The 21,791-nt window shown below is 45.5% G+C and carries 19 protein-coding genes and 1 other annotated feature; of the genes, 3 read left to right on the top strand and 16 right to left on the bottom strand.

What is annotated here, in order from left to right:
- The first annotated feature begins 11 nt into the window (after window positions 1-11).
- Window positions 12-1,769, top strand: a complete 1,758-nt coding sequence (locus NSQ58_RS24070) for an ABC transporter ATP-binding protein (protein ID WP_023988255.1) — start codon at window positions 12-14, stop codon at window positions 1,767-1,769.
- On the top strand, window positions 1,769-3,850 hold the full coding sequence (locus NSQ58_RS24065; RefSeq protein WP_028542695.1) for an ABC transporter ATP-binding protein: 2,082 nt from the start codon (window positions 1,769-1,771) through the stop codon (window positions 3,848-3,850). The genes NSQ58_RS24070 and NSQ58_RS24065 overlap by 1 nt, the downstream gene beginning before the upstream one ends.
- A gap of 125 nt (window positions 3,851-3,975) precedes the next feature.
- Here the strand turns inward: NSQ58_RS24065 and NSQ58_RS24060 are convergent, their stop codons facing one another.
- The 3 genes from NSQ58_RS24060 to NSQ58_RS24050 all read right to left on the bottom strand — a co-directional run bounded on the left by NSQ58_RS24060 (window position 3,976) and on the right by NSQ58_RS24050 (window position 7,659).
- Complete coding sequence (locus NSQ58_RS24060; RefSeq protein ID WP_053325275.1) at window positions 3,976-4,944, bottom strand: S-layer homology domain-containing protein; 969 nt, start codon at window positions 4,942-4,944, stop codon at window positions 3,976-3,978.
- A gap of 263 nt (window positions 4,945-5,207) precedes the next feature.
- Window positions 5,208-6,935, bottom strand: coding sequence for an arginine--tRNA ligase (argS, locus tag NSQ58_RS24055; protein WP_076294872.1), 1,728 nt, complete (start codon window positions 6,933-6,935; stop codon window positions 5,208-5,210).
- A 58-nt stretch (window positions 6,936-6,993) separates the two neighbouring features.
- Window positions 6,994-7,252 (bottom strand) — a binding site (T-box leader).
- A gap of 77 nt (window positions 7,253-7,329) precedes the next feature.
- Window positions 7,330-7,659 (bottom strand): four-helix bundle copper-binding protein, encoded by a 330-nt coding sequence (locus tag NSQ58_RS24050; RefSeq protein WP_023988251.1) that lies wholly within the window; start codon window positions 7,657-7,659, stop codon window positions 7,330-7,332.
- A gap of 264 nt (window positions 7,660-7,923) precedes the next feature.
- On the opposite strand from NSQ58_RS24050, the gene NSQ58_RS24045 reads away from it, so the two are divergent.
- Window positions 7,924-8,439, top strand: coding sequence for a MogA/MoaB family molybdenum cofactor biosynthesis protein (locus NSQ58_RS24045; RefSeq protein ID WP_023988250.1), 516 nt, complete (start codon window positions 7,924-7,926; stop codon window positions 8,437-8,439).
- 65 nt (window positions 8,440-8,504) lie between these two features.
- Here the strand turns inward: NSQ58_RS24045 and NSQ58_RS24040 are convergent, their stop codons facing one another.
- The 13 genes from NSQ58_RS24040 to NSQ58_RS23980 form a co-directional block, all read right to left on the bottom strand.
- On the bottom strand, window positions 8,505-9,968 hold the full coding sequence (locus NSQ58_RS24040) for a nicotinate phosphoribosyltransferase (RefSeq protein ID WP_028542698.1): 1,464 nt from the start codon (window positions 9,966-9,968) through the stop codon (window positions 8,505-8,507).
- Window positions 9,969-10,088: 120 nt separating this feature from the next.
- A complete protein-coding gene (locus tag NSQ58_RS24035; protein ID WP_028542699.1) occupies window positions 10,089-10,655 on the bottom strand; it encodes a cysteine hydrolase family protein in 567 nt (188 codons plus the stop codon).
- A 67-nt stretch (window positions 10,656-10,722) separates the two neighbouring features.
- A complete protein-coding gene (locus NSQ58_RS24030; protein ID WP_023988247.1) occupies window positions 10,723-11,511 on the bottom strand; it encodes an NUDIX domain-containing protein in 789 nt (262 codons plus the stop codon).
- 65 nt (window positions 11,512-11,576) lie between these two features.
- Window positions 11,577-11,999 (bottom strand): PaaI family thioesterase, encoded by a 423-nt coding sequence (locus NSQ58_RS24025; protein ID WP_023988246.1) that lies wholly within the window; start codon window positions 11,997-11,999, stop codon window positions 11,577-11,579.
- A 122-nt stretch (window positions 12,000-12,121) separates the two neighbouring features.
- On the bottom strand, window positions 12,122-12,574 hold the full coding sequence (locus tag NSQ58_RS24020) for a RicAFT regulatory complex protein RicA family protein (protein ID WP_023988245.1): 453 nt from the start codon (window positions 12,572-12,574) through the stop codon (window positions 12,122-12,124).
- Between the two features lie 82 nt (window positions 12,575-12,656).
- Window positions 12,657-14,210 carry a tRNA (N6-isopentenyl adenosine(37)-C2)-methylthiotransferase MiaB gene (gene miaB, locus NSQ58_RS24015; protein ID WP_341058320.1) on the bottom strand — a complete coding sequence of 518 codons (1,554 nt, stop codon included), beginning with the start codon at window positions 14,208-14,210 and terminating at the stop codon, window positions 12,657-12,659.
- A 298-nt stretch (window positions 14,211-14,508) separates the two neighbouring features.
- Window positions 14,509-15,081 (bottom strand): phosphate propanoyltransferase, encoded by a 573-nt coding sequence (gene pduL / locus NSQ58_RS24010; protein WP_023988243.1) that lies wholly within the window; start codon window positions 15,079-15,081, stop codon window positions 14,509-14,511.
- A 142-nt stretch (window positions 15,082-15,223) separates the two neighbouring features.
- On the bottom strand, window positions 15,224-16,312 hold the full coding sequence (locus tag NSQ58_RS24005; protein ID WP_028542700.1) for a low temperature requirement protein A: 1,089 nt from the start codon (window positions 16,310-16,312) through the stop codon (window positions 15,224-15,226).
- A gap of 188 nt (window positions 16,313-16,500) precedes the next feature.
- A complete protein-coding gene (locus tag NSQ58_RS24000; protein WP_028542701.1) occupies window positions 16,501-17,568 on the bottom strand; it encodes a dipeptidase in 1,068 nt (355 codons plus the stop codon).
- Between the two features lie 122 nt (window positions 17,569-17,690).
- Window positions 17,691-17,951, bottom strand: coding sequence for a stage V sporulation protein S (locus NSQ58_RS23995; protein WP_007430104.1), 261 nt, complete (start codon window positions 17,949-17,951; stop codon window positions 17,691-17,693).
- Between the two features lie 129 nt (window positions 17,952-18,080).
- The gene (locus NSQ58_RS23990; protein WP_013309959.1) at window positions 18,081-18,875 is read right to left on the bottom strand and encodes a TIGR00282 family metallophosphoesterase; all 795 of its coding nucleotides are present in this window, start codon (window positions 18,873-18,875) and stop codon (window positions 18,081-18,083) included.
- Window positions 18,876-18,951: 76 nt separating this feature from the next.
- The gene (gene rny, locus NSQ58_RS23985) at window positions 18,952-20,496 is read right to left on the bottom strand and encodes a ribonuclease Y (RefSeq protein ID WP_013309958.1); all 1,545 of its coding nucleotides are present in this window, start codon (window positions 20,494-20,496) and stop codon (window positions 18,952-18,954) included.
- A gap of 373 nt (window positions 20,497-20,869) precedes the next feature.
- Entirely contained in the window at window positions 20,870-21,619 is a 750-nt protein-coding gene (locus NSQ58_RS23980) for a regulatory protein RecX (protein ID WP_028542702.1), read from the bottom strand.
- Window positions 21,620-21,791 lie beyond the last annotated feature (172 nt).

Below are 21,791 nucleotides of genomic sequence, written 5' to 3'. Positions count from 1 at the left end.
TGGGATTCCTCTTGTTTTCGGTACTTAAAAATTTAAGCTGGTTTTTTAAAAGAGAACGAAGCCGATACTCCATTGGATTGTTTTTGCTGATAGCCGTTGGTGTGCTAGAGCTTGCTCCACCTCGGCTACTAGGTAGTGCCATTGATGAGATTGTGCGCGGTTCGATTTCCTGGTCCTCACTTTGGCGTTATATTTTGTACATCATAGGCATTCTAGCCGTCATCTACTACATTACGTACATATGGATGCACAAGCTGTTTGGTGGTGCCAATCTGGTGGAGCGCTTACTGCGCACACGCTTTATGAATCATCTACTGCGGATGACCCCTCCATTTTTTGAACGTAATCGTACTGGTGATCTGATGGCTCGTGCTACGAACGACCTTCGCTCCGTAGCAAGTACAGCGGGCTTCGGCATGCTGACACTGACAGACTCTACGGTCTATCTGAGCGTTGTATTAGTTGCCATGGGTACCCTAATCAGTTGGAAGTTGACACTGGCAGCTATCCTGCCCCTACCTTTTATTGCACTGGCTATGAGCATTTACGGTAAAGCCGTTCACGAGCGTTACACACTGGCACAAGATGCATTTGGTGATATGAACGATCAGGTGTTGGAATCCGTAGCAGGCATCCGAGTCATTCGCGCCTATGTGCAAGAGCGAATGGACGAAAAGCGTTTCGCTGATATTACCGACGATGTATTTCGTAAAAATCTGGCTGTCGCTCGGATGGATGCTCTCTTTGAACCAACGATTCGTTTATGTGTAGGACTTAGCTATGTCATTGGACTCGGTTATGGTATTTATCTGGTATTTCATAACGATATCACGCTAGGCGAATTGGTCTCCTTTAATATGTATCTAGGAATGATGATTTGGCCGATGTTTGCCATTGGAGAGCTGATTAACATTATGCAGCGCGGTAGCGCTTCCCTGGACCGGGTCAATGAAACTCTCGATGTCCAGCCAGACGTTCAGGATGCAGCTCAACCTGTTCCAGTGGACCGCCTCGAATCCATCAGGATGAAAGACGTTACCTTCCGTTACCCTACTTCTACTATTGACAATCTGTCACATGTGAGTCTGGAGCTCAAACGCGGAGAAACGCTAGGCGTCGTCGGTAGAACCGGCAGCGGGAAATCCACTCTCCTCAAACAGCTTCTGCATGAATATCCGACGGGTAGCGGTGATATTTTAATCTCCGGCATACGTCTGGAGGACATTGCAGTAGAACAACTACACAGCTGGATCGGCTACGTGCCGCAAGAGCAAATTTTGTTTTCCAAATCGGTGCGCGAGAACATTCAGTTCGGGAAACCTCGTGCAGATGATGACGACATTATGGAAGCTATCCGTACAGCTGCCTTCGACCAGGATTTAGGTACCTTGTCTGATGGGCTGGATACACTGGTCGGAGAAAAAGGTATCGCCCTGTCCGGCGGCCAGAAGCAGCGTGTTTCGCTGGCACGCGCCTTTATCGGTGATCCGGATATTCTATTGCTCGACGATGCACTATCTGCAGTAGATGCCCGGACGGAAGCAAGGATTATTGACAATATCCGACGTAAGCGCTCGGGTAAAACAACCTTGATCTCCACCCACCGCCTCTCTGCTGTAGAACATGCAGACCGGATCGTCGTGCTGGAGCAAGGACGCATTATTGAGGAAGGGACCCACAGCGAGCTGCTTCAGGCTGACGGATGGTACCGACAACAGTATGAACGGCAACAAGTGGAATCTGATCTGACCTCAGGGGAGGTATCCTAATGAAACCTAATATCGGCAAAAGGCTATTCCAGTACGCGCTGACGAGCAAAGCAGGCTTTATTGCCGCTCTCATCGCTTTGGCTATCGGAGTAGCCGCCGAGCTCGCTGGTCCCTTCATCGCCAAAACGATGATTGACGACCATATGCTCGCTATTGAAAAACCATTTTATGAAACAACTAGTGTGGACGGAACTGTAAGCTATGCTGGAACCCACTTTAAGCGTGAAGATCGCTTTGAGTCCGGGGAGACCAAAGGTCGCGAAGCGAGGATTTTACAAGTTGGGAAATCTTTCGTATTTATCGATGGCTCGGTTAAAGTGGCTGACGGTAACCGCTCCTTTACGAACGGAACGCTGACTGTGACACGCGGCTCCGACACCTTTCGCTATGAAGCTAAGGCTCTGACAGCTGATGAACTGTATAGCTTTTACAAACCGGAAATGCCCGGTATCTTTCAGCTGATTGGCTGGTATTGCTTCTTCCTGATTATTTCCATTTTTGCTGAATTCGGCAAAACATACTGGCTGCAATCCTCGGCGAACAAGGTCATTCAAAAGCTTCGGCTTGATCTCTACGCGCACATCCAGCGGTTGCCAGTTTACTTTTTTGATAACTTGCCCGCAGGCAAAGTCGTATCCCGTGTTACGAATGACACTGAGGCAGTCAAAGATTTGTTTGTGGCTGTGCTCTCAAATTTCACTTCAGGGATTGTAACGATGGCAGGAGTATATGTTGCACTCTTTTTGCTAGACTTCAGACTGGGTCTTATCTCTCTGTTTATTGTACCGTTATTGATCTTGTGGATTATATTGTATCGCAAGGTCGCCACCCGCTATAATACAATCATTCGGTCCAGACTCAGTGAAATTAATGCGATTATCAATGAATCGATTCAAGGGATGTCCATTATTCGCGTGTTCCGGCACCAGAAACAAACGCAGCAAGAGTTTGAAGAACTGAATGATGACTATATGAAGCATCAGAATAAAATGCTGAATTTGAACGCCTTCACTTCGCACAATTTAGTCAACGTGTTAAGAAATCTCGCCTTTGCCGTCGTGTTGTGGTATTTCGGATCTGAGGCGCTCGGAACTACAGGTAGTGCTGTTTCACTAGGCGTATTGTATGCCTTCGTCGATGTGCTGGGTCGACTGTTCCAACCTATGACGGGTATGGTCAACCAACTCGCCGTACTGGATACTTCCATCGTATCCTCAGGACGCGTATTTGAGTTGATGGACGAAACTGGAGAGCCGGTGACGGACGGCACGATGCCGCGCTACAAAGGCCAGGTAGAGTTTAACGACGTTTCCTTTGCCTACAAAAAGGATGATGTACTTAAACATATTTCCTTTACTGCACAGCCCGGGCAAACAGTTGCCCTTGTCGGACATACCGGATCAGGCAAAAGTTCGATTATTAACCTGCTATTCCGGTTCTATGATCCGCAAAAAGGAACGATCACCATTGACGGAACATCTGTCAAAGACATCCCTAAGCAATGGCTTCGCCATCATATGGGTATTGTTCTTCAAGATCCATATTTGTTTACAGGTACGGTAGCCTCTAATGTCAGTCTCGAAGACAGCCGAATCACGAGAGAACAGGTGAATAAAGCGCTGCATGACGTTGGAGCCGACAAATTGCTGGCCCATTTGCCGCAAGGATTCGATGAGCCTGTTATTGAAAAAGGTAGCACTTTATCAGCCGGGCAACGCCAGCTTATTTCCTTCGCTCGTGCACTAGCCTTTGATCCCGCAATTTTAATTCTGGATGAAGCTACTGCCAATATTGACACCGAAACGGAAGCGCTCATCCAATCCGCTCTTGAGGTACTCAAGAAGGGACGTACGACCTTTATCATTGCTCACCGTTTGTCCACCATTCGCAGTGCGGACCAAATTTTGGTGCTTCATCGGGGTGAAATTGTTGAACGGGGCAGCCATGACGAACTTATGGCTCAAGGCGGTCGTTACTTCCAAATGTATCAGCTCCAGTCGGGAACAGTTGCAACAGATTCGGCTTCATCCTCTGCACATGCTGCGCAAGATGACCTACTTGCAAGCAAAGTCAGCATTTAAAGCTTGAATAGCCCTATTGCTTAGGGCTAACGATTAACATTTGGTATGAAAAAAACCAGCAAGTCTCCCCTACAAATTGGAGGCTCGCTGGTTTTATTTATATCTATAACATAGGGCTCGTAATTTTATTTAGCTACAGACGTGCCTGTTCCTGTGGGCGGAAGCACTGTTCCATCTACTGCTTTAAGCGTAACCTTATACTTGCTGTCTACCAATGTGCTTGTGTGGGTATCCGTAATGACCTGAATATTCATTTCCCCTGGCTTTGGACTAGTCAGCTTGTAGTAAATTACTGCATTCGTATCATCTACGTAGTCGATGTGATCCACTTCAATGCCGTAACCTGGATTAGGTGCCTGCAGACGGGTGATTGTCACTTTGTTCTGCTCGTCATTTGCCTTTTCTATACTCATACTAATGTTATTTTGTTGAACCGGATCTACAGGCTCAGCCGGATTTTCAGGAGTAGCTTCAACCGTTTTATGACTTTGTACAAATTCGGATGCGTTATAGACCATTTCTGCTGCCTCCATCCGCGTTACTTTACGATCCGGGTTAAAGTTGCTCTGTTCGTCCAATTTTGCAATTTTGGTCAATAGCAGGAATTGAACGGCTGCATTTGATTCCTGGTCTAGTTTTTTGCCATCCGCTACATTAATTAACATACGGACAGTTGGATATTCACCCGTTGCACTCACTGCTTTATACAGAATATTCGCAAATTGTTCTCTTGTCATACGGGTGCTTGGATCAATATCTGGTGACAAAGGGATTTGGTGTTGGGCTGCAATCCGATAGGACTGGGCATACCATGCAGAAGCCGGAATGTTTGCAAAGGAACCCGTTGTGAAATCAGGCATTACCTGAAGATCCATTGCACGAACAACCAAGTGTACTCCTTGTGCATACGTGAGCGTTTGATCCGGTGCAAATTTATCCTTGGTTATTCCTTGAATAATTCCTTTGTCCTGAAGTGAGTTTACGATCTTCTCCTGTTCAGCTCCCTTTATATCACGAAAAGCAGAGGCCGACGTAGCTACTGCCAATGAGCAGATGACAAGCAGGGCAGCTGTCACGCTTTTGTTCTTTTTCATGAGATACACCTCCATGTTTACTTTGCTTCTACACTTACCGACGCAATAAAAGCATCAAATGTTTCAAATATGCACAAATTGGTTGCAAAACAGTGGAATACCTGCGTTTAGTGTACCCGTCTAACTCTTTTCTGCTCACAATCTTTATACATACCCAAAAGTGCCTGTAACCGATTTATTTTTTACAGTATTCCTTTGGAAGAGCCAGGTCTGGGTAGCAGTCATCCCGCCAGCAAAAACTCGCTCCCCTTTGTTCGCTTTGCTTACATCCGATTCGGTGCTTTCAGACCAAGAAGTTGCAGCGCGCATGCCAGAATATCGGCAGTTTGTTCCGCCAACTGAATACGCCACTGTCCACCATCGACAATCCTTTCCTTGGCGTAAAAACGGTTAAACGCCTGGGCCGTATCCAATGCAAATCTCGCAATTACCGAAGGCTCCAGTTGGCGAACCGCACGTATCAGTTGTCCGTGATAGCGATCCAACTGCTTAAGCAGCGCCCAACCTGTGTCACCCAACATTCCATCCGATACGTCATTCAAATCACGAGAATGGCTATCTTGGACAAGGGCGTTGTCGCTAGAATTGGTATTATCAACATCGACGCGAGCGTGAGCTTTCTCCAGAAGGCTGCGTATGCGCGCATGAGTATACTGCACATAAGGCCCGGTCTCGCCTTCAAAGGTCAGCGCCTCCTCCAACGAAAAATCCACTTCATTCAGCCGGTTGTTTTTTAAATCACCAAAAATAATCGCCCCGATACCAACGTCCTCAGCTACTGCCTGTTGTTCCTGCAAATCGGGGTTCTTCTGAGTAATGATGGCTTGAGCACGCGCTATAGCTTCATCCAGCACCTCCTCCAGTTTGACAACTTTTCCGCGTCTTGTGGACATTTTCTTACCCGCAAACCGCATTAATCCAAACGGCACATGCTCACATTGCTCCGCCCAAGCCTCCCCTGCATGCTTCAGCACCGCAAACACCTGCTGGAAATGCAACTTCTGTTCTCCACCAACGACGTACAGCAACCGATCAGCCTTCATCACTTCATGACGATAAATCGCTGTTGCCAGATCACGTGTCGGATAAATGGTGGTCCCATCCTTTTTTAGAATAAGACACGGAGGTAGTTCTTCATCTTCCAGACGAACCACGAGCGCGCCATCACTTTCCTCCAGCAATCCTTTTGCTCTTAATTGAGCAACAACTGCCTGCATCTTATCATTGTAAAAACTTTCTCCCAGCACACGGTCAAATGTAATGTTCAGACGCTGGTACATACGATCAAATTCACCCAGACTAACTTCAACAAAAAACTCCCATAGTTGTTGAGCCTCAGCATCCCCATGCTCCAAACGTCGGAACCACTCGCGGCCTTCATCCTCCAAAGTCGGATTATGCTCGGCCTCCTGATGAAAACGAACATATAGCTTCAGCGATTCACCAATCGGATCATGTTGTAGCTGCTCCTCATTTCCCCATCTTTTATAGGCCGCAATTTGCTTGCCAAACTGTGTTCCCCAATCCCCAAGATGATTCACACTAATTGGAACATATCCGGTTTCACCAAGAATACGATACAAGGCAGCACCGATAACAGTAGAGCGAAGATGACCGATACCAAACGGTTTGGCAATATTGGGCGAGGACATATCAATAACTACCCGCTGTCCGTGCCCGATATTGGGCCTGAGGAAATCGGCCTTGCTCAATTCAGCAAGCATAAGTGGAATATGAACAGATCGATCCAATGTTATATTTACATAGGCACCCGATGCTGAAGCAGTTAAACCTTCTTCATGATTCACTAGCTCCGCCAATTCTAGTGCAATGTGCTGTGGAGACTTTCGAAACTTTTTGGCCAGCACAAAACAGGGAAACGCCACATCTCCCCATTCAGGCTGCGGAGGCACCTCAAATAAAAATAAAATTTCTTTCTCCTCCAAGCCCGTATGGGCCAATATCGCTTGAGCAGCAATCCTCATCAACATGATCTCTCTCCTCTTTTTATAGAATCTAACAAAAAAAGCCCCCGCCTCTTGAAATAATTCAAGAGACGAGAACTTTAATATCCCCGCGGTACCACTCTTCGTAAATCGGTTGTGTAGTTACAGCTAACTTACACAAATCGCGATTTCACTCCAATGACTAATAACGGTGTCTGCCGGGCTGATCTACTAGAAGTTCTGCTCGTTGGATCAACCGTCTCCCGGGTGCGCTTCACATCGGACCTCATACCGGCTTACACCTCTTCCGGCTCGCTGTAATGATACGGCTCCGCTGCTACTCTCCCGTTCCATGACGTTAATTCCAATCATTATACAAACCTATTCAGTAGAAAGCAACCTATTATTTCCTCTTCAGGCACTAGTTCCATATATGTAATTACACTGCCACCAACTGGCGGCACGCCTGAACGCAACGACGGCAGGCTTCTGCACAATGCTTGCAGTGATCATGGGAATGCTTGCTGCATTCAGCAGCACATACCTCACAGGCCTTGGCGCACAGCTCACAGATTTGCTCGGCAAAATCCGTTCCACGCTGCAGCATTTGAGCAGCAAATCCGCATATTTCTGCACATTCCCTACTCACTCGAATACATTCACGCAGCATAGCTAAATCATATTCCTTCAAACTCGCTACGTAACATACATTGCAAGCGTTCATACATTCCAGGCAAGCATCCACGCATTGTTGGTATGAATGATTCATATTACATTACCTCCCAGTTGTTGACCCTGCTGTGTACTATTACCCGCTGACCCTTAAGATTAATCATTTGATGTGCGCGCTTTCAATAAAATAAAAACAAAGTAATCCCGACTTATGTAAGGAAGTGTACTATATTCCAGTGTGCAAGTGCAAGGATATTAATCACATGGATTTTTAGCCCCTGTTTCTGACTTGCATACACTCAGTCATTGCTCTATTGTAAAAAGTGTATGTCTAACCACCGATCAAGGAGTGAGCATTTCAATGAATATGTCTTCTGTAGAGGAGCATCGACAGGAATCCCCGCAACAGGTTAATTGCATGGTCGTGACTGTCTCGGACACCCGCACCGTGGAAACAGATACTGGGGGAAGACTGCTCATGGATCTACTAGAAACCAATGGATATAAGGTTGTTCGATATGTCATCGTCAAAGATGACTACGAAGGTATTCAGCAGTTAGTATCCGAAGCAGCGGCACAGGATGAAATCGAGGCTGTACTTTTGACAGGCGGTACCGGTATTTCTCCACGTGATACTACATATGAAGCCGTCTCCTCTCTACTGGATAAGGAACTACCTGGCTTTGGAGAAATCTTCCGTTATTTAAGCTTTGCTGAGGACATTGGTTCAGCAGCTATCTTAAGCCGGGCTGTAGCTGGCACTGTGGGCCAGACAGCTGTATTTTCTATGCCTGGCTCACGTGGAGCCGTTCGTTTGGCAATGGAACGCATTATTGTCCCTGAGCTACGACATGTGATGAGAGAAATTTATAAATAAGCTCCTATTTCCTACATGCCGCGACACAAAAAGGCACCCATATATTCATGAGGTGCCTCTTCCAACTATTCTTTTTCTTCAACTTCGGGCTGCATATAGCTATCGATCAGCTTTTGCTTCAGCTCCCATACCTTCTCGCTCAGATTTACACGATAAATTTCAGGGTTCAGCTTCCGCAAATATTCTGGCCAAAACAGTTTCAACTGTGAAGTATGGTAGGCACGAATTTCATCCAGCTCAGGAAGCTCATATACCTTCTGTCCATTTATAAAAATAGGCTCAAGCATTGGTACGGCTTCATAATTTTCTACATACTTCTTCATATACGGATGCAAAGGGTTAAACAGCTTCAGGCGCTTACCATTACGCGGACGCTCTTCATCCGGGAAAGAAATATAATCGGCCACAGCTCTCCCTTTTTTCTTATCCACAATGCGATATACATCCTTCTTGCCTGGTGTGGATACTTTTTCTGGGTTACCCGAGATCTTAATCGTCGGCAACATTTCGCCATCCACTTCACGCTCAACCAGCTTGTACACCCCGCCAAGCGAAGGTTGATCTGAAGCCGTAATAAGCTGTGTTCCTACACCCCATACATCAATACGTGCCCCTTGGGCTTTCAGGTTAAAAATCGTATTTTCGTCCAAATCATTGGAAGCTACGATTTGTACGTAATCTAAGCCTTCAGCATCGAGCATTTCCCGCGCCTGAATGGATAGATAAGCCAAGTCACCGCTATCCAGACGGATTGCATTCATACGCTTGCCCTGACTCTCCAGCATTTTTGCTGTCCGAATCGCATGAGGAACACCACTTTCCAGCGTGTCAAAGGTGTCTACCAACAGTGTAACCTGGTCTGGTAAAACCTTCGCATACACGTCAAACGCCTCCTGCTCCGTCATAAAGGTCTGCACCCATGAATGGGCATGTGTTCCCTTCGTCGGGATTCCAAAGTGCTCGCCTGCCAGCATATTAGAAGTCGCGTCAAAACCTGCCACATAAGCTGCTCGTGCTCCCCAAATCGCCGCATCTGCTTCCTGCGCACGCCGTGTTCCAAATTCGAGCAGTGTATCGTCACTTGCCACCTGCTTGATGCGCGATGCCTTTGTCGCAATGAGTGTCTGATAGTTCATAAAATTCAGTAATGCCGTCTCGACAAGCTGCGTTTCCATAATCGTTCCTTCGACACGTACCAGAGGCTCGTTTGGAAAAACAAGTGCCCCTTCTTTCATCGAATGGACTGTTCCACCAAACTTAAACTGGCGCAGCGCCTCCATGAACATGGGATCGTAATTCTCCTCCTGTTCAGACAGGTAGCGAATGTCCTCTTCTGTAAACCGCAAATTTGCAATATAATTCACAATGCGTTCCAGACCAGCGAACACGGCGTATCCATTACCAAAAGGGAGTTTACGGAAATACGCCTCGAACACAGCTTTACGCTGATGACTTCCGTTCACCCAATGGGCGTACATCATATTAATCTGATATTTATCTGTATGTAATGCGAGGCTCGTTGACTGCATCGTAATCATCCTCTCTGACTGTCCCCAGGTTTGTGGCAGCGTACCGCCTCATCTGCCCAGATTCAGCAATATCCGGCTCCATTTTGTTATCGGACATTGGTGCACAATCGTTAAGTTATTTTACTTCTTCTGACGTAAAACCGTATCCTCAGCCGACCGTACCGAAGCTCCAAGACTTCCCTCAAAATGACCCAAAGCCCAATCATGTCCAGCTTGATTAAAGCTCGCCACAGCGTCCTTGTATACAGTAATAGCAAAACCTTTGTTATAAGCATCTACAGCCGTATGCAGCACACATATATCTGTACACACACCAATTAGATGAACTTCCAGAACACCACGTTCACGCAGCCTGAGCTCCAGATCTGTGCCCGCAAAAGCACTGTACCGTGTTTTATCCAACCAGTAGATAAGATCACTTTGTTGCTCATAAAGGCTACGTAGCTTGCCATACAAATGTCGTCCGTTGGTTCCACGTATATTATGTGGAGGAAACAGCTTGCTCTCCGGATGATAAAGGTCGTTCTCCTCATGCAAATCCACAGCCATGACAACAAAGTCCCCTTGATCCACATATGCCTGCGTAATTGCTGCGATCCGTTCATCCAACTCAATCGCAGGTTGTCCTACAGGCAAACTACCGTCCACAAAATCTTTCGTGTAATCAATAACAATTAGTGCCTGCATCGTACGGTCAGCTCCTTATCCTCAAAGTGATATTGTACGTTCTATGCGTAACCTATTACATTAGGCGTTACGTGTAGATAGATAAACGCGGTACTCTGTCACTAAAACGGTACAACTGTGCCGGTCTTTGTGAATACTGGTTGGAACTGAGCGGTTTGCCATTCTCATCACGCACCTCTTCCAGTATTCCCTGCCTGCTACGAGTCGATGTTATTTTGCGAATAAAGTTTGGCTCTTCGAAATCCGGTACGACACTCTGAATCACCTGATATAATTCACCCAGTGTAAAATGTAGCGGTAAAAACTGCTTGGCTATCGTCGTCTGAAGCATCTGCAACTGAATTTTGCGATAAGCATCTACAATGATATCCCGGTGATCGAATGCCAGCTCCAATTCCTCCAACGCTTCGCGGATCGTGAATAGCCCAACCTCGGAAGCATCATCGGCCGCCTGACGCTGTTCCAACATCCATTCTTCTACTAGCGCAAAAAACGCATGCGATATGATCCACCCGCGCGGATCACGTCCCGGTCCACTATATACACCCAAATACTCCAGATGCCCGCCGTCCACACCCGTTTCCTCTAACAGCTCCCGCTTGGCAGCTCCATACATGGATTCATCTTCCTGACAAAACCCTCCAGGCAACGCCCAGCGTCCTGCAAAAGGCCAACTGCGGCGCTTGATGAGCATCACTTTCAGCTCACGAATCGGCAATGTCTTTGTTACCGTCTTGCGCTCCCGCTTCGTTAAGGTAAACATAACGATATCCGCCGGAGCTCCATCCGGGGTACGGTATTTCTTAATGTTGTACGACGCCTTTTGCGCCTCTTCGTTTATACGATTGCTATCCATTGGCATCACCATATTATATCGTTTTGATAAATTCATTATGACATAATAAAAATTTTTGTCAAGTGTCAGGCCTTACCTGAATCACTTGCTTGTGTACGTAATACTCGGAAGGTTGCTGTAGATGTAGAACCGAGTGTGCCTTCACTATCTCTTACTTCCGCCTCAGTGGTTATCGTGCGACCTCCTTGATGAAGAATTCGCGCCCTAACCTCCAGTCGTCCTTGCCTCATGGGTGACAAGAAATGAACATTCAGGTTCGTCGTTACACATGGATCCATATTTCGTGAAGCCATACTGACCATCCCCATCGCCTGATCCATCAATGAAGTAAGTACACCCCCATGGACAATACCCATCACATTGGTATGCTCTTGTTTGGCCTCCAAAGCGATCTGTACCTCGTTTGCATCAGCTGCAATCAGTTCACACCCTAAATACTCCCAAAAAGTATTATTCTCTCCCTCTAGCATCTTACCCAACTTATCCATTACCTTGCTTCCATCCCTTCTATGTTGTCCCATTTCTCTTGAAGTCCTATAACCATATACGTTGGCAAAATGCTTTCGAAAAAAAGGCGTGGAAGCTACGCCTCCACACCATAGATTTCATTCTAATCACTGCAATTCGACGAGGAAGTGCTTTTTCCCTCTTCTACGTTTACCTTCTCAGCAACGGTATCACGGATCGCCATAATCACCATTTGCAGTAGCTCATTAATTTCCACCTGACTCTGCTGAAACTCCGTTACAATTGGAATACCGTCAAGCTCTTCCTGTAGCTCCTGAAGTTCGGCCTCTATTTTGGCAATCATTTTTTGATTCTTCAAGGATTCAAATGCTACAATTTCCTTTTGCTTCTTTTTCATCGTTGCAATCAGTTGCTGGATGCGCCCATGATCCTGAATCTTTTCTTCTGCTTTTCGGAATACCTGTACTTCCTCACTGCTACCCAAAATACCTGCCAATTCTTTGGCTTTTGCCAATATCATTTCGCGATTGACCAAATGATCATGCTGGCGCGCCGCCGATTGAAGTTCTGTTTGTTGCAACCGCTCCTCTGTCATTGTCCATCGCTCCTTTTCTCACTTAGACGGCCTTGCACACAGCCCTTTACTCAGACCGCATGCAACCCGCTAGAATATTCTTTTATCCGTTAACTGCTACAGCCGTTTCAACCAGATCACCTTTGATGTAAAAGGTCATAGGTTCCGTAATTTTCACTTGAACAAAGGAACCAATCAGATCCTTAGAGCCCTCAAAATGTACAAGCTTATTGGAACGGGTCCGACCGGCAAGCACTTTGCTGTCATTTTTGCTCTCGCCTTCCACCAGCACTTCAACCACTTCGCCACGCAATCGACTATTAAAGCGAAGGCTGTTTTGGTTCACAGCAATGTTCAGACGCCGGAGACGCTCTTTTTTAACCGACATAGGCACATTATCTTCCATCGAAGCAGCTGGCGTACCTTCACGTGGTGAATAAATAAATGTGTAGGCAAAGTCATAGCCGACCTCGCGCACCAAAGATAGAGTATCTTCAAACTGCTCGTCTGTTTCGCCCGGGAAACCTACGATGATATCTGTTGTCAGAGAAACATGCGGAACAGCTGTTTTAATCTTCGCAGCCAGTTCCAGAACACGCTCACGGGTATATTTTCGGTTCATTTTCTTCAATATATCCGTATTACCGGATTGAACAGGCAGATGGATATGCTCCACCAAATTGCCACCCTTACCAAGCACTTCAACCAAATGGTCATCAAAATCACGTGGATGTGATGTCGTAAAACGTACACGCGGGATATTAATTTTGCGCATATCATCCATCAGATCCCCGAATCTGTAATTCAAATCTTTCAAATCCTTGCCATAAGCGTTAACATTTTGCCCCAGTAAGGTGATTTCTTTAAAGCCTTGACGTGCCAAATCCCGTACTTCAGCGATAACATCCTCTGGACGGCGGCTTCTTTCCTTACCACGTGTAAAGGGAACAATGCAATAGGTGCAAAATTTATCACAACCGTACATAATGTTCACCCAAGCCCGCATACCCTCGCGCTTCTTCGGCAGGTTTTCGATAATGTCGCCTTCCTTAGACCACACTTCGACCACCATTTCTTTGCTAAAGAGTGCTTCCTTGACGAGCTGAGGCAGACGATGAATATTGTGGGTACCAAAAATCATATCGACAAAACCGTGTTTTTGCATAATCCGGTTAACGACATTCTCTTCTTGTGACATGCAGCCACACACGCCGAGCAGCAGTCCTGGCTTTTCTGTTTTGAGATGCTTGAGGTGACCCAGCTCGCCAAACACTTTATCCTCCGCATTTTCACGGATAGCACAAGTGTTCAGTAAAATGATGTCTGCTTCATTCCGATCCTCGGTTGCCTGGTAGCCCATTTGCTCCAGCAAGCCTTTTATGGTTTCGGAATCATGCTCGTTCATTTGGCAACCGAATGTGTATACGATATAATGCTTTCCCTCACCGATATGCTTTAGCTCATCCGGGACTGCGTTATCATATAATACCTGTACATCCTCTTTACCGCGTTGCTTTTCTTTTCTATGGTTCGGCTCCGCCATAATGTTGATTTCACGTCCGCGAATACGGATCTTTTTGCTATGCTCATCTTCAGAAATAATCTTCGCATCCGAGAAATCAAAATATTTGGAGTAATCTTTTGTTTTCTTTTCCATTCCTTAGTCACTCCTTACACCATCTATTTCACGAGCTAATTTGTGATTTTACTGTATCTTTAGGCTTGGTAAATTTATTTTAGTTCTAAAAAACCTTTAAAAAAGGCATTACACTAAATTATAGCATGATTTATAGGCCATCGCCATAGATCAGCCGCAGATACCATTGAGTGCAATGTGAACTCATGTTCTTTTTGTACATTAGTGAAGTATTTGTGAATTATATAGTATGTAAAAAGCCCGATTCTTTTGCAAGAATCGGACTCTTTAAGCCTTCCGGCATTTAAATACGTGTATATTAGTCTACGATTTCAGCGTTGTCACCGTTTTTCACACCGGCTCCGTTCGCTTCATCTGTATCAATGTGCATATCCAAAGCAAAAGAATCGGACACACGTGCAAGAACATTTTCAAATACAAGGCCACGTTCGCCGCCGACACGTACTTTCAGCAACTGCTTGTCCTTAATGTCCCATTTAGCTGCATCAGATGTATGGAAATGAATATGGCGGGCTGCTACAATCACGCCTTCTTGCAGTTCCACTTCACCAGCGGGTCCTTTTACCGTGATTCCTGGTGTACCATCAATGCTACCAGATTCGCGTACAGGTGCTTTTACACCAATAGCAAAGGAATCAGTGCGAGAGATTTCCAATTGGGATGCGGGACGAGCAGGTCCCAAAATGCGAACCTTATCAAATTGACCCTTAGAACCAATTACAGCTACCGTTTCATTTGCGGCAAATTGTCCTGTTTGGGACAAAGGTTTAAATTCAGTTAATTGATAGCCTGCTCCGAACAAAATTTCAATATGCTCTTGAGTCAGGTGAATATGACGGGCTGAAACGCCGACAGGTACGATTTTACTCATCGTGTGGTCACTCCTTTTTCTCTATACAATACTTTACACATCCATGCTATTATACTCCTATTTTGCCAAGAAAGAAAAGGAGAGCGTATAAAGTTCCCTTTTTCGCCCTAATCAGCGTTAAATATCGTCCATAGAAATCGGATCAAACCGTCGTTTTAGCGAACAAGAGAAAGAAAAGCATGATTTCAGCTACGATGAGATGAGGGGGAACGACAACAAATATATTAAGAATAAACAGGACACAGAGTATTCCAGTTAAGAAAAAAATGACTCTGAGACGAGGTTTCAGATGACTTAATCTGTACTGATGAAATACCAGCAAAACCGACAAAAAGTAAATAAAAACAGAAGCAAAGGTAAAGCAAAGCACAAAGATATAGTCTACTTGTCCCAAAAACAAGAGCTGAATCGAAGCAGCTAGCATGCTAAGGGAAAGATAAATAAACAAATGACCATAAATAATAGTCTGTCCTGCTGATTGTTTTGATTTATCTACGCGCTTCTCCATATTCTCAAAATATTGCCACCAGATTGCGATGACTAATACAAAAGCCAAAGCAGCAAATACAATAGAAGAAACCGTAAAATGATCGGATTGTAAAACAGAAAGCATACTTATCACAGATTCGCCAAGCAAAATTAAGGTGAACTGTGCAAAGCGTTCTAAAAGATGCTCCGTATGGATAGGTGTGATCACCAACTTTTTACGGCCAATCAAAGGAACGAGGATATCAATAGCTATACCTGTATATAAAATCAAATATCGAACCCAAGAATCAAAGAAGAGGGAGAAACTAGAAATGACTATTCCAATCCAAAAATAAATTCCGAAAAAACGAGCTGTTTCCTGTTTATGAGCCGTTTCTTTGGGTGCCGAAAGTAAATATTGAACGACAGTCAAACCTCTTAACCCAATATAGCCAACAAAAAAAGATACATAATACGCATCAAAATCTATATTCAGGCTGGCGGTCATGATCAACACGAAAAACAATTGCAGGATCATAAAAATTCGATGTGTTATACTGTCTTGCCCAAAACGATTGTTGTAGACCGTTTGCCCCACCCAAGCCCACCATATTGGGATAAAAATCATAATAAACTTTTCCATATGTTCCCATGAGATACTACCATGCTCAACATGTAGCAAAACATGAGTGGCCTTGGAGACAGCAGCTACGAACAACAAGTCATAAAAGAGCTCAAGCCAGGTAACCTTTTTTATCAACATTATGTAATGGAGCCCCCTCTGATATGGCGGTGCAGCATGGTGACCCGTCAGTCTCGCTCCAACGTCTGCCGTATTTCTGCAAATGTTATTTTAGCACCATGCAATTCTAAGATGCTCCAATTATTTCGTAATCCTTCTCGCTTTGTCAAGAGTGTTCGCAGCTAAAAATTCCCTCTATAAATAGCTATTTAAGAAGAAATTTTGGAAGGCAGATTCGTTTGCAAGTATTCCAGCGCATGTCCTCCCAGCCATCCCTTGACCAGCTCCTCAGGGTAATGCTTCAGCAGCAGTTCTGCAAAAATCGGATATTTCCCCGAATGCTCCAGCCCTTGCACATGGTGCTCGATACCGTCAAAATCAGAGCCAAACATCAAATGCCTTTCGCCGCCTAATGAACAAATATGCTCAATGTGTGGTAGCAGATCCTCAGCAGTTACCATGCCCTGCTCTTTGAGAAACATTGTGACGAAGGTCAAACCAATCCGTCCGTTACGAGCGATCAGTGCACAAATCTGTTCATCCCGTAGATTTCGAGGATGAGCACACTTCGCAAAGGCATTCGAATGCGAAGCAATGGGCGGTAGAGTGGCCTCCTCTAGCACCTCCCAGAAGCCCTGTACCGACAAATGCGATACATCTAGCAGCAGTCCCAGGTCATTACAGCGATTGACCAAATCGCGCCCCTTGCTACTCAGCCCGCCACCTCTATGTTCCATAATGCCGTCAGCTGCCCAGTTCGCATAATTCCATGTCAGTCCAATCAATCGTATTCCCATGGCATAGCACAATTCTGCATAAAACGGGTTCCCTTCCAGCGCATCTACCCCCTCCAGTGAGAGCAAAGCCCAAGGTGCCCATGTATGATCCGTCCCATTACCATCCACATACGTTATCTTTTCCATGCGCTTCTCTTTTCCTGCCTGCTTTACTTGCTCCTCCTGATGCACTGCGGACGTATTTTTACACATTACCAAGTCTTCCTTCCACAGCAATGGTCTCAACCCACCTGAGATAGAGGTAACATGCTGCCTGAACAGCTCAATTTGACGAATCACATGCTCAAATCTTGGCGTGCCCAATACCTGAGAAATATATATAGCAAATGTTTGCAACCGCACGTTACCTTCTAGCAAACGTTCTTTTGTGACATCAAGCGATGGATGACTGAAATCGATCTGCGCATCGAGCTGCATTTTACATAACACATCACAATGAAAGTCAACAACTGGCCAATTCACTTTTAGCTTATCATTCATGCATCTTACCTCCATTTAGAGATTGAAGCATCACAAATTTATTTTAAAAATCATAGTAACAGACTCACAAAGCAAAAAAGCCCGTTTACAAATCGTAAACAGGCTCAGGCAACTTACATTTATTATCTTGGCTCTACAATCAATTTGATCGCAGTCCGATCTTCTCCATCAATAACAATGTCTGTAAAAGCAGGAATACAAATCAAATCCACTCCGCTTGGTGCGACAAATCCCCGGGCAATGGCTACCGCTTTAATGGCTTGGTTTAGTGCACCCGCTCCAATCGCCTGTAATTCTGCATTTCCGCGTTCACGCAGTACTCCTGCGAGTGCGCCTGCAACTGAATTGGGATTGGATTTTGCTGATACTTTTAATACATCCATAGTAAGTACCTCCCCTGGGAATGATGATGGTTTGATTCCACTATTAGATGTTATTCGAGGGTCAGCAAAAAATTCCTGCTTTTTGGTGACAGTTTTCCTTATTCTTTCCTTAAGTAGCTCACAAAAAGGTTAATCCATCCGCCATTCATCTTCTTTGAGTCTGATTTTCTGAATTTTGCGGGCTTTTCCATCGTTATCATTCAGCTCTACGCTGATGGCATGAAAATGCCATTTGCCCATGTCCACTTGAAAACGTACTGGAAGCTGGGTCTGGAATTTCTGTAACACAGCCTCTTTCTGCATCCCAAGCACTCCCTCATAAGGACCTACCATTCCCGCATCTGTCTGATACGCAGTTCCTTGTGGCAAAATCGTATCGTCATTGCTCTGTACATGTGTGTGCGTACCTACCACGATTGAAGCACGTCCATCCAAATGCCAACCCATAGCGATTTTTTCCGAGGTTGCTTCGGCGTGGAAATCAACTAGGATATGTTTATGTTTTTTGCGCAGCTCATCGACAATTTCATCTGCTGCACGGAATGGATCGTCAATAGCTGGCAAAAAAGTTCTACCTTGCAGATTAACAATAGCCAGCTCCTTACCTCCACCTTTTACAACGGTATAACCCCGTCCTGGTGTTCCTGGTGGAAAGTTAGCCGGGCGGATGATCCGCGGCTCATCATCTATAAAATCAAATATTTCCTTATTGTCCCAAGTATGATTTCCCATCGTAATCCCATGAACGCCCCAATCAAAAAACTCTCTGGCGATGGCTGGGGTAATTCCTCTTCCCGAAGCCGCATTTTCTCCGTTCACAATAATAACATGCGGGTTGTATTTTGATTTTAGCGAAGGGAGATTCTCCCTCAGTGCCTTTCTGCCTACACTGCCGACGATGTCTCCAATAAATAATACGTTGATAGAAAGCCCTCCCTAGTCTGCCTTACATAATGAAAAGTGGCCCTACAAGCAGCGGCCACTTTTCATTGAAATGCTTTTATTTTGCGTATTCTACCGCACGGGTCTCGCGTATGACGGTAACCTTGATATGTCCCGGATAGTCCAGTTCATTCTCAATCGTTTTCGTAATATCGCGGGCCAGTCGGAATGCTTCCGCATCATCAATTTTCTCTGGCTGTACCATGACACGAACTTCGCGTCCGGCTTGAATCGCGTATGATTTTTCAACGCCTTCAAAAGATTCGGAGATGCGTTCCAGCTTCTCAAGACGACGGATGTACGTCTCTAGCGTTTCACGCCGCGCTCCCGGTCTTGCTGCTGACAGGGCATCTGCCGCCCCAACCAGCATGGCGATCACTGAAGTCGCTTCGCAGTCGCCGTGATGTGAGGCAATGCTGTTGATGACGACCGGGTGTTCCTTGTACTTCTTCGCCAGCTCCACGCCAATTTCAACGTGCGATCCTTCCACTTCATGATCCAGCGCCTTCCCGATGTCATGCAGCAATCCTGCCCGTCTTGCCAGTACAACGTCTTCGCCCAGTTCCCCGGCCATCAGACCTGTCAAGTATGCAACTTCCATCGAGTGCTTCAATACGTTCTGTCCGTAACTTGTACGGAACTTGAGACGTCCCAAGATCTTGATCAAATCTGGATGCAAGCTATGCACGCCCACCTCAAAGGTGGCCTGTTCACCATACTCACGGATTCGTTCGTCCACCTCTTTACGGGATTTTTCCACCATCTCTTCAATACGAGCCGGATGTATCCGTCCGTCCGCTACGAGCTTTTCAAGCGCAGTACGCGCAATCTCTCTACGAATCGGATCAAATCCAGACAAAATAACAGCTTCCGGCGTATCATCAATAATGAGGTCAATTCCTGTAAGGGTTTCAAGTGCACGGATATTACGGCCTTCGCGCCCGATGATCCGGCCTTTCATTTCTTCGTTCGGCAATGTGACAACAGAAACCGTCGTTTCTGCTACATGATCTGCCGCACAGCGTTGGATGGCCAGTGTGATGATTTCACGAGACTTTTTGTCCGCTTCTTCTTTGGCCTGCTGTTCAATTTCTTTAATCATCTGAGCTGTTTCATGACGAACTTCCTGCTCTACGTTGGTCAGAATAATACTTCTTGCATCCTCCATCGTCAGATTGGAAATACGTTCCAACTCAGTTACCTGACTCTTGTAAATCAAATCAATTTGCTGCTGGGTTTCATCGATTCGTTTCTCTTTGTTGGCCACTTGTTCTTCTTTGCGTTCCAGCGATTCCAATTTTTTATCCAGCGATTCTTCTTTTTGCAGCAATCTTCGTTCCTGTCGTTGAATTTCATTGCGACGTTCACGAGTTTCTTTTTCAGCTTCGGCACGGATGCGGTGGATTTCATCTTTCGCTTCCAATACCGTTTCCTTCTTCAGCGCTTCTGCCTCTTTTTTCGCGTTCTCCACGATTTGCGCGGCAGCTTCTTCCGCACTGGAGATCTTAGCTTCTGCAATAGATTTGCGAATAAAATAACCAATCCCGAACCCAAAGAATAACGCGGCTACAGCAACGAGAACGAACCAGATCGCAGTCATCATACTGTTCACCTCCCCGTTGGTTCCTCCAAGGCATTCCTTGGGACTTTTTGCAATTGTCACATTTACTTTGATCGTCAAACTAAGACAACGACACAAGGTCGTTTCATTTCATATGCACATGCTTTCACATGTACAATTCCGCCTGGCATAGCGGCATCACTTGTTATTTGGCGATGAGAACTCACCGTGGATTCCGCTTTTTTGGAAGGAAAAAGGGCGTTCCACAAGTATCGTTTCATATATATTTTATTATTTGACAAATGGCATTGTCAAGGGAATGCAAACATTAGTAGACTACCATGCAGCTTTCCATGTAATAACTAGCTCATCCTATCCGTTCATACTAGCCAAAGGTTCAGCAGCCGTTTGGCAACTATTCCTCCCACTGCAACAATTCCTCGTCATCTGAAGCAGCGTCATGCTCGGTCGCAGTGAGATGATTGACTACACGGCGTGTCATATCCCCCGAATATCCGCGTCTCATGAGAAAAGGGTATGTTTTCCTTTTTTTCTCCATTATATCACCACGTACCTGATTCCATTTCTTACGTCCGACCGTCAAAGCGCTCTCCCACTCCTCATTATCGGTGATCTCACCTAACGCTTCGCCAATAGAGGCTTTAGAGATGCCCTTCTGACGAAGTTCTTGCCTAACCCACATCTTCCCCTTACGTTGGCTTGTTATGCGCTGCCTTGCCCATTGACGGGCGTATAAATCATCATCTACGAGTTGTTCCCTATGGAGTCGGACCATTACTTCGTCAATAACAGACTGATCCAGTTCTTTTTGCGCTAAACGCTGGGCAATTTCCTGACGTGTGCGAGGCTTTCGCCCCAAATAGCGAAGCGCAAGTACATAAGCCTGTTGCTTTTCATCTGCCAGAACGATATCTTCCAGTTCTTTTTTATCAAATGACGTTCCTTTGAACATATTGTACTTGATCATTACATCTTCTAATACAGACAGTGAATAAGGACCAAAATGTATGATATACCTTCCATGTTTGCGTCCCTGTCCCTGCTCTACCCTAGTAATCATCAATTCCTCATGATCCGGAAAAAGAGAAATCCCTTGTTGCTTATTTGCTTCCGAAGTGTATTCATCTTCATCGTCCAACTGCAATATATTTCCCTCACTTTGAAATTCACGAAAGCAGCCTTTGAACACCTGCTACGCAAAAGTTAGATTCCACTGACAAAGCAGACTCTAGTTGATGCAAAAATGCCCTGCACAACTGTGCAGGGCATCAGAATCATGCTATTCAAACGGACGGTGCCATAACCCTGGCCCCAGT

It is taken from the genome of Paenibacillus sp. FSL M7-0134, from assembly GCF_038007865.1.
Taxonomy (GTDB): domain Bacteria; phylum Bacillota; class Bacilli; order Paenibacillales; family Paenibacillaceae; genus Paenibacillus; species Paenibacillus polymyxa_B.
This window is presented reverse-complemented; position numbering and strand designations above follow the sequence as displayed.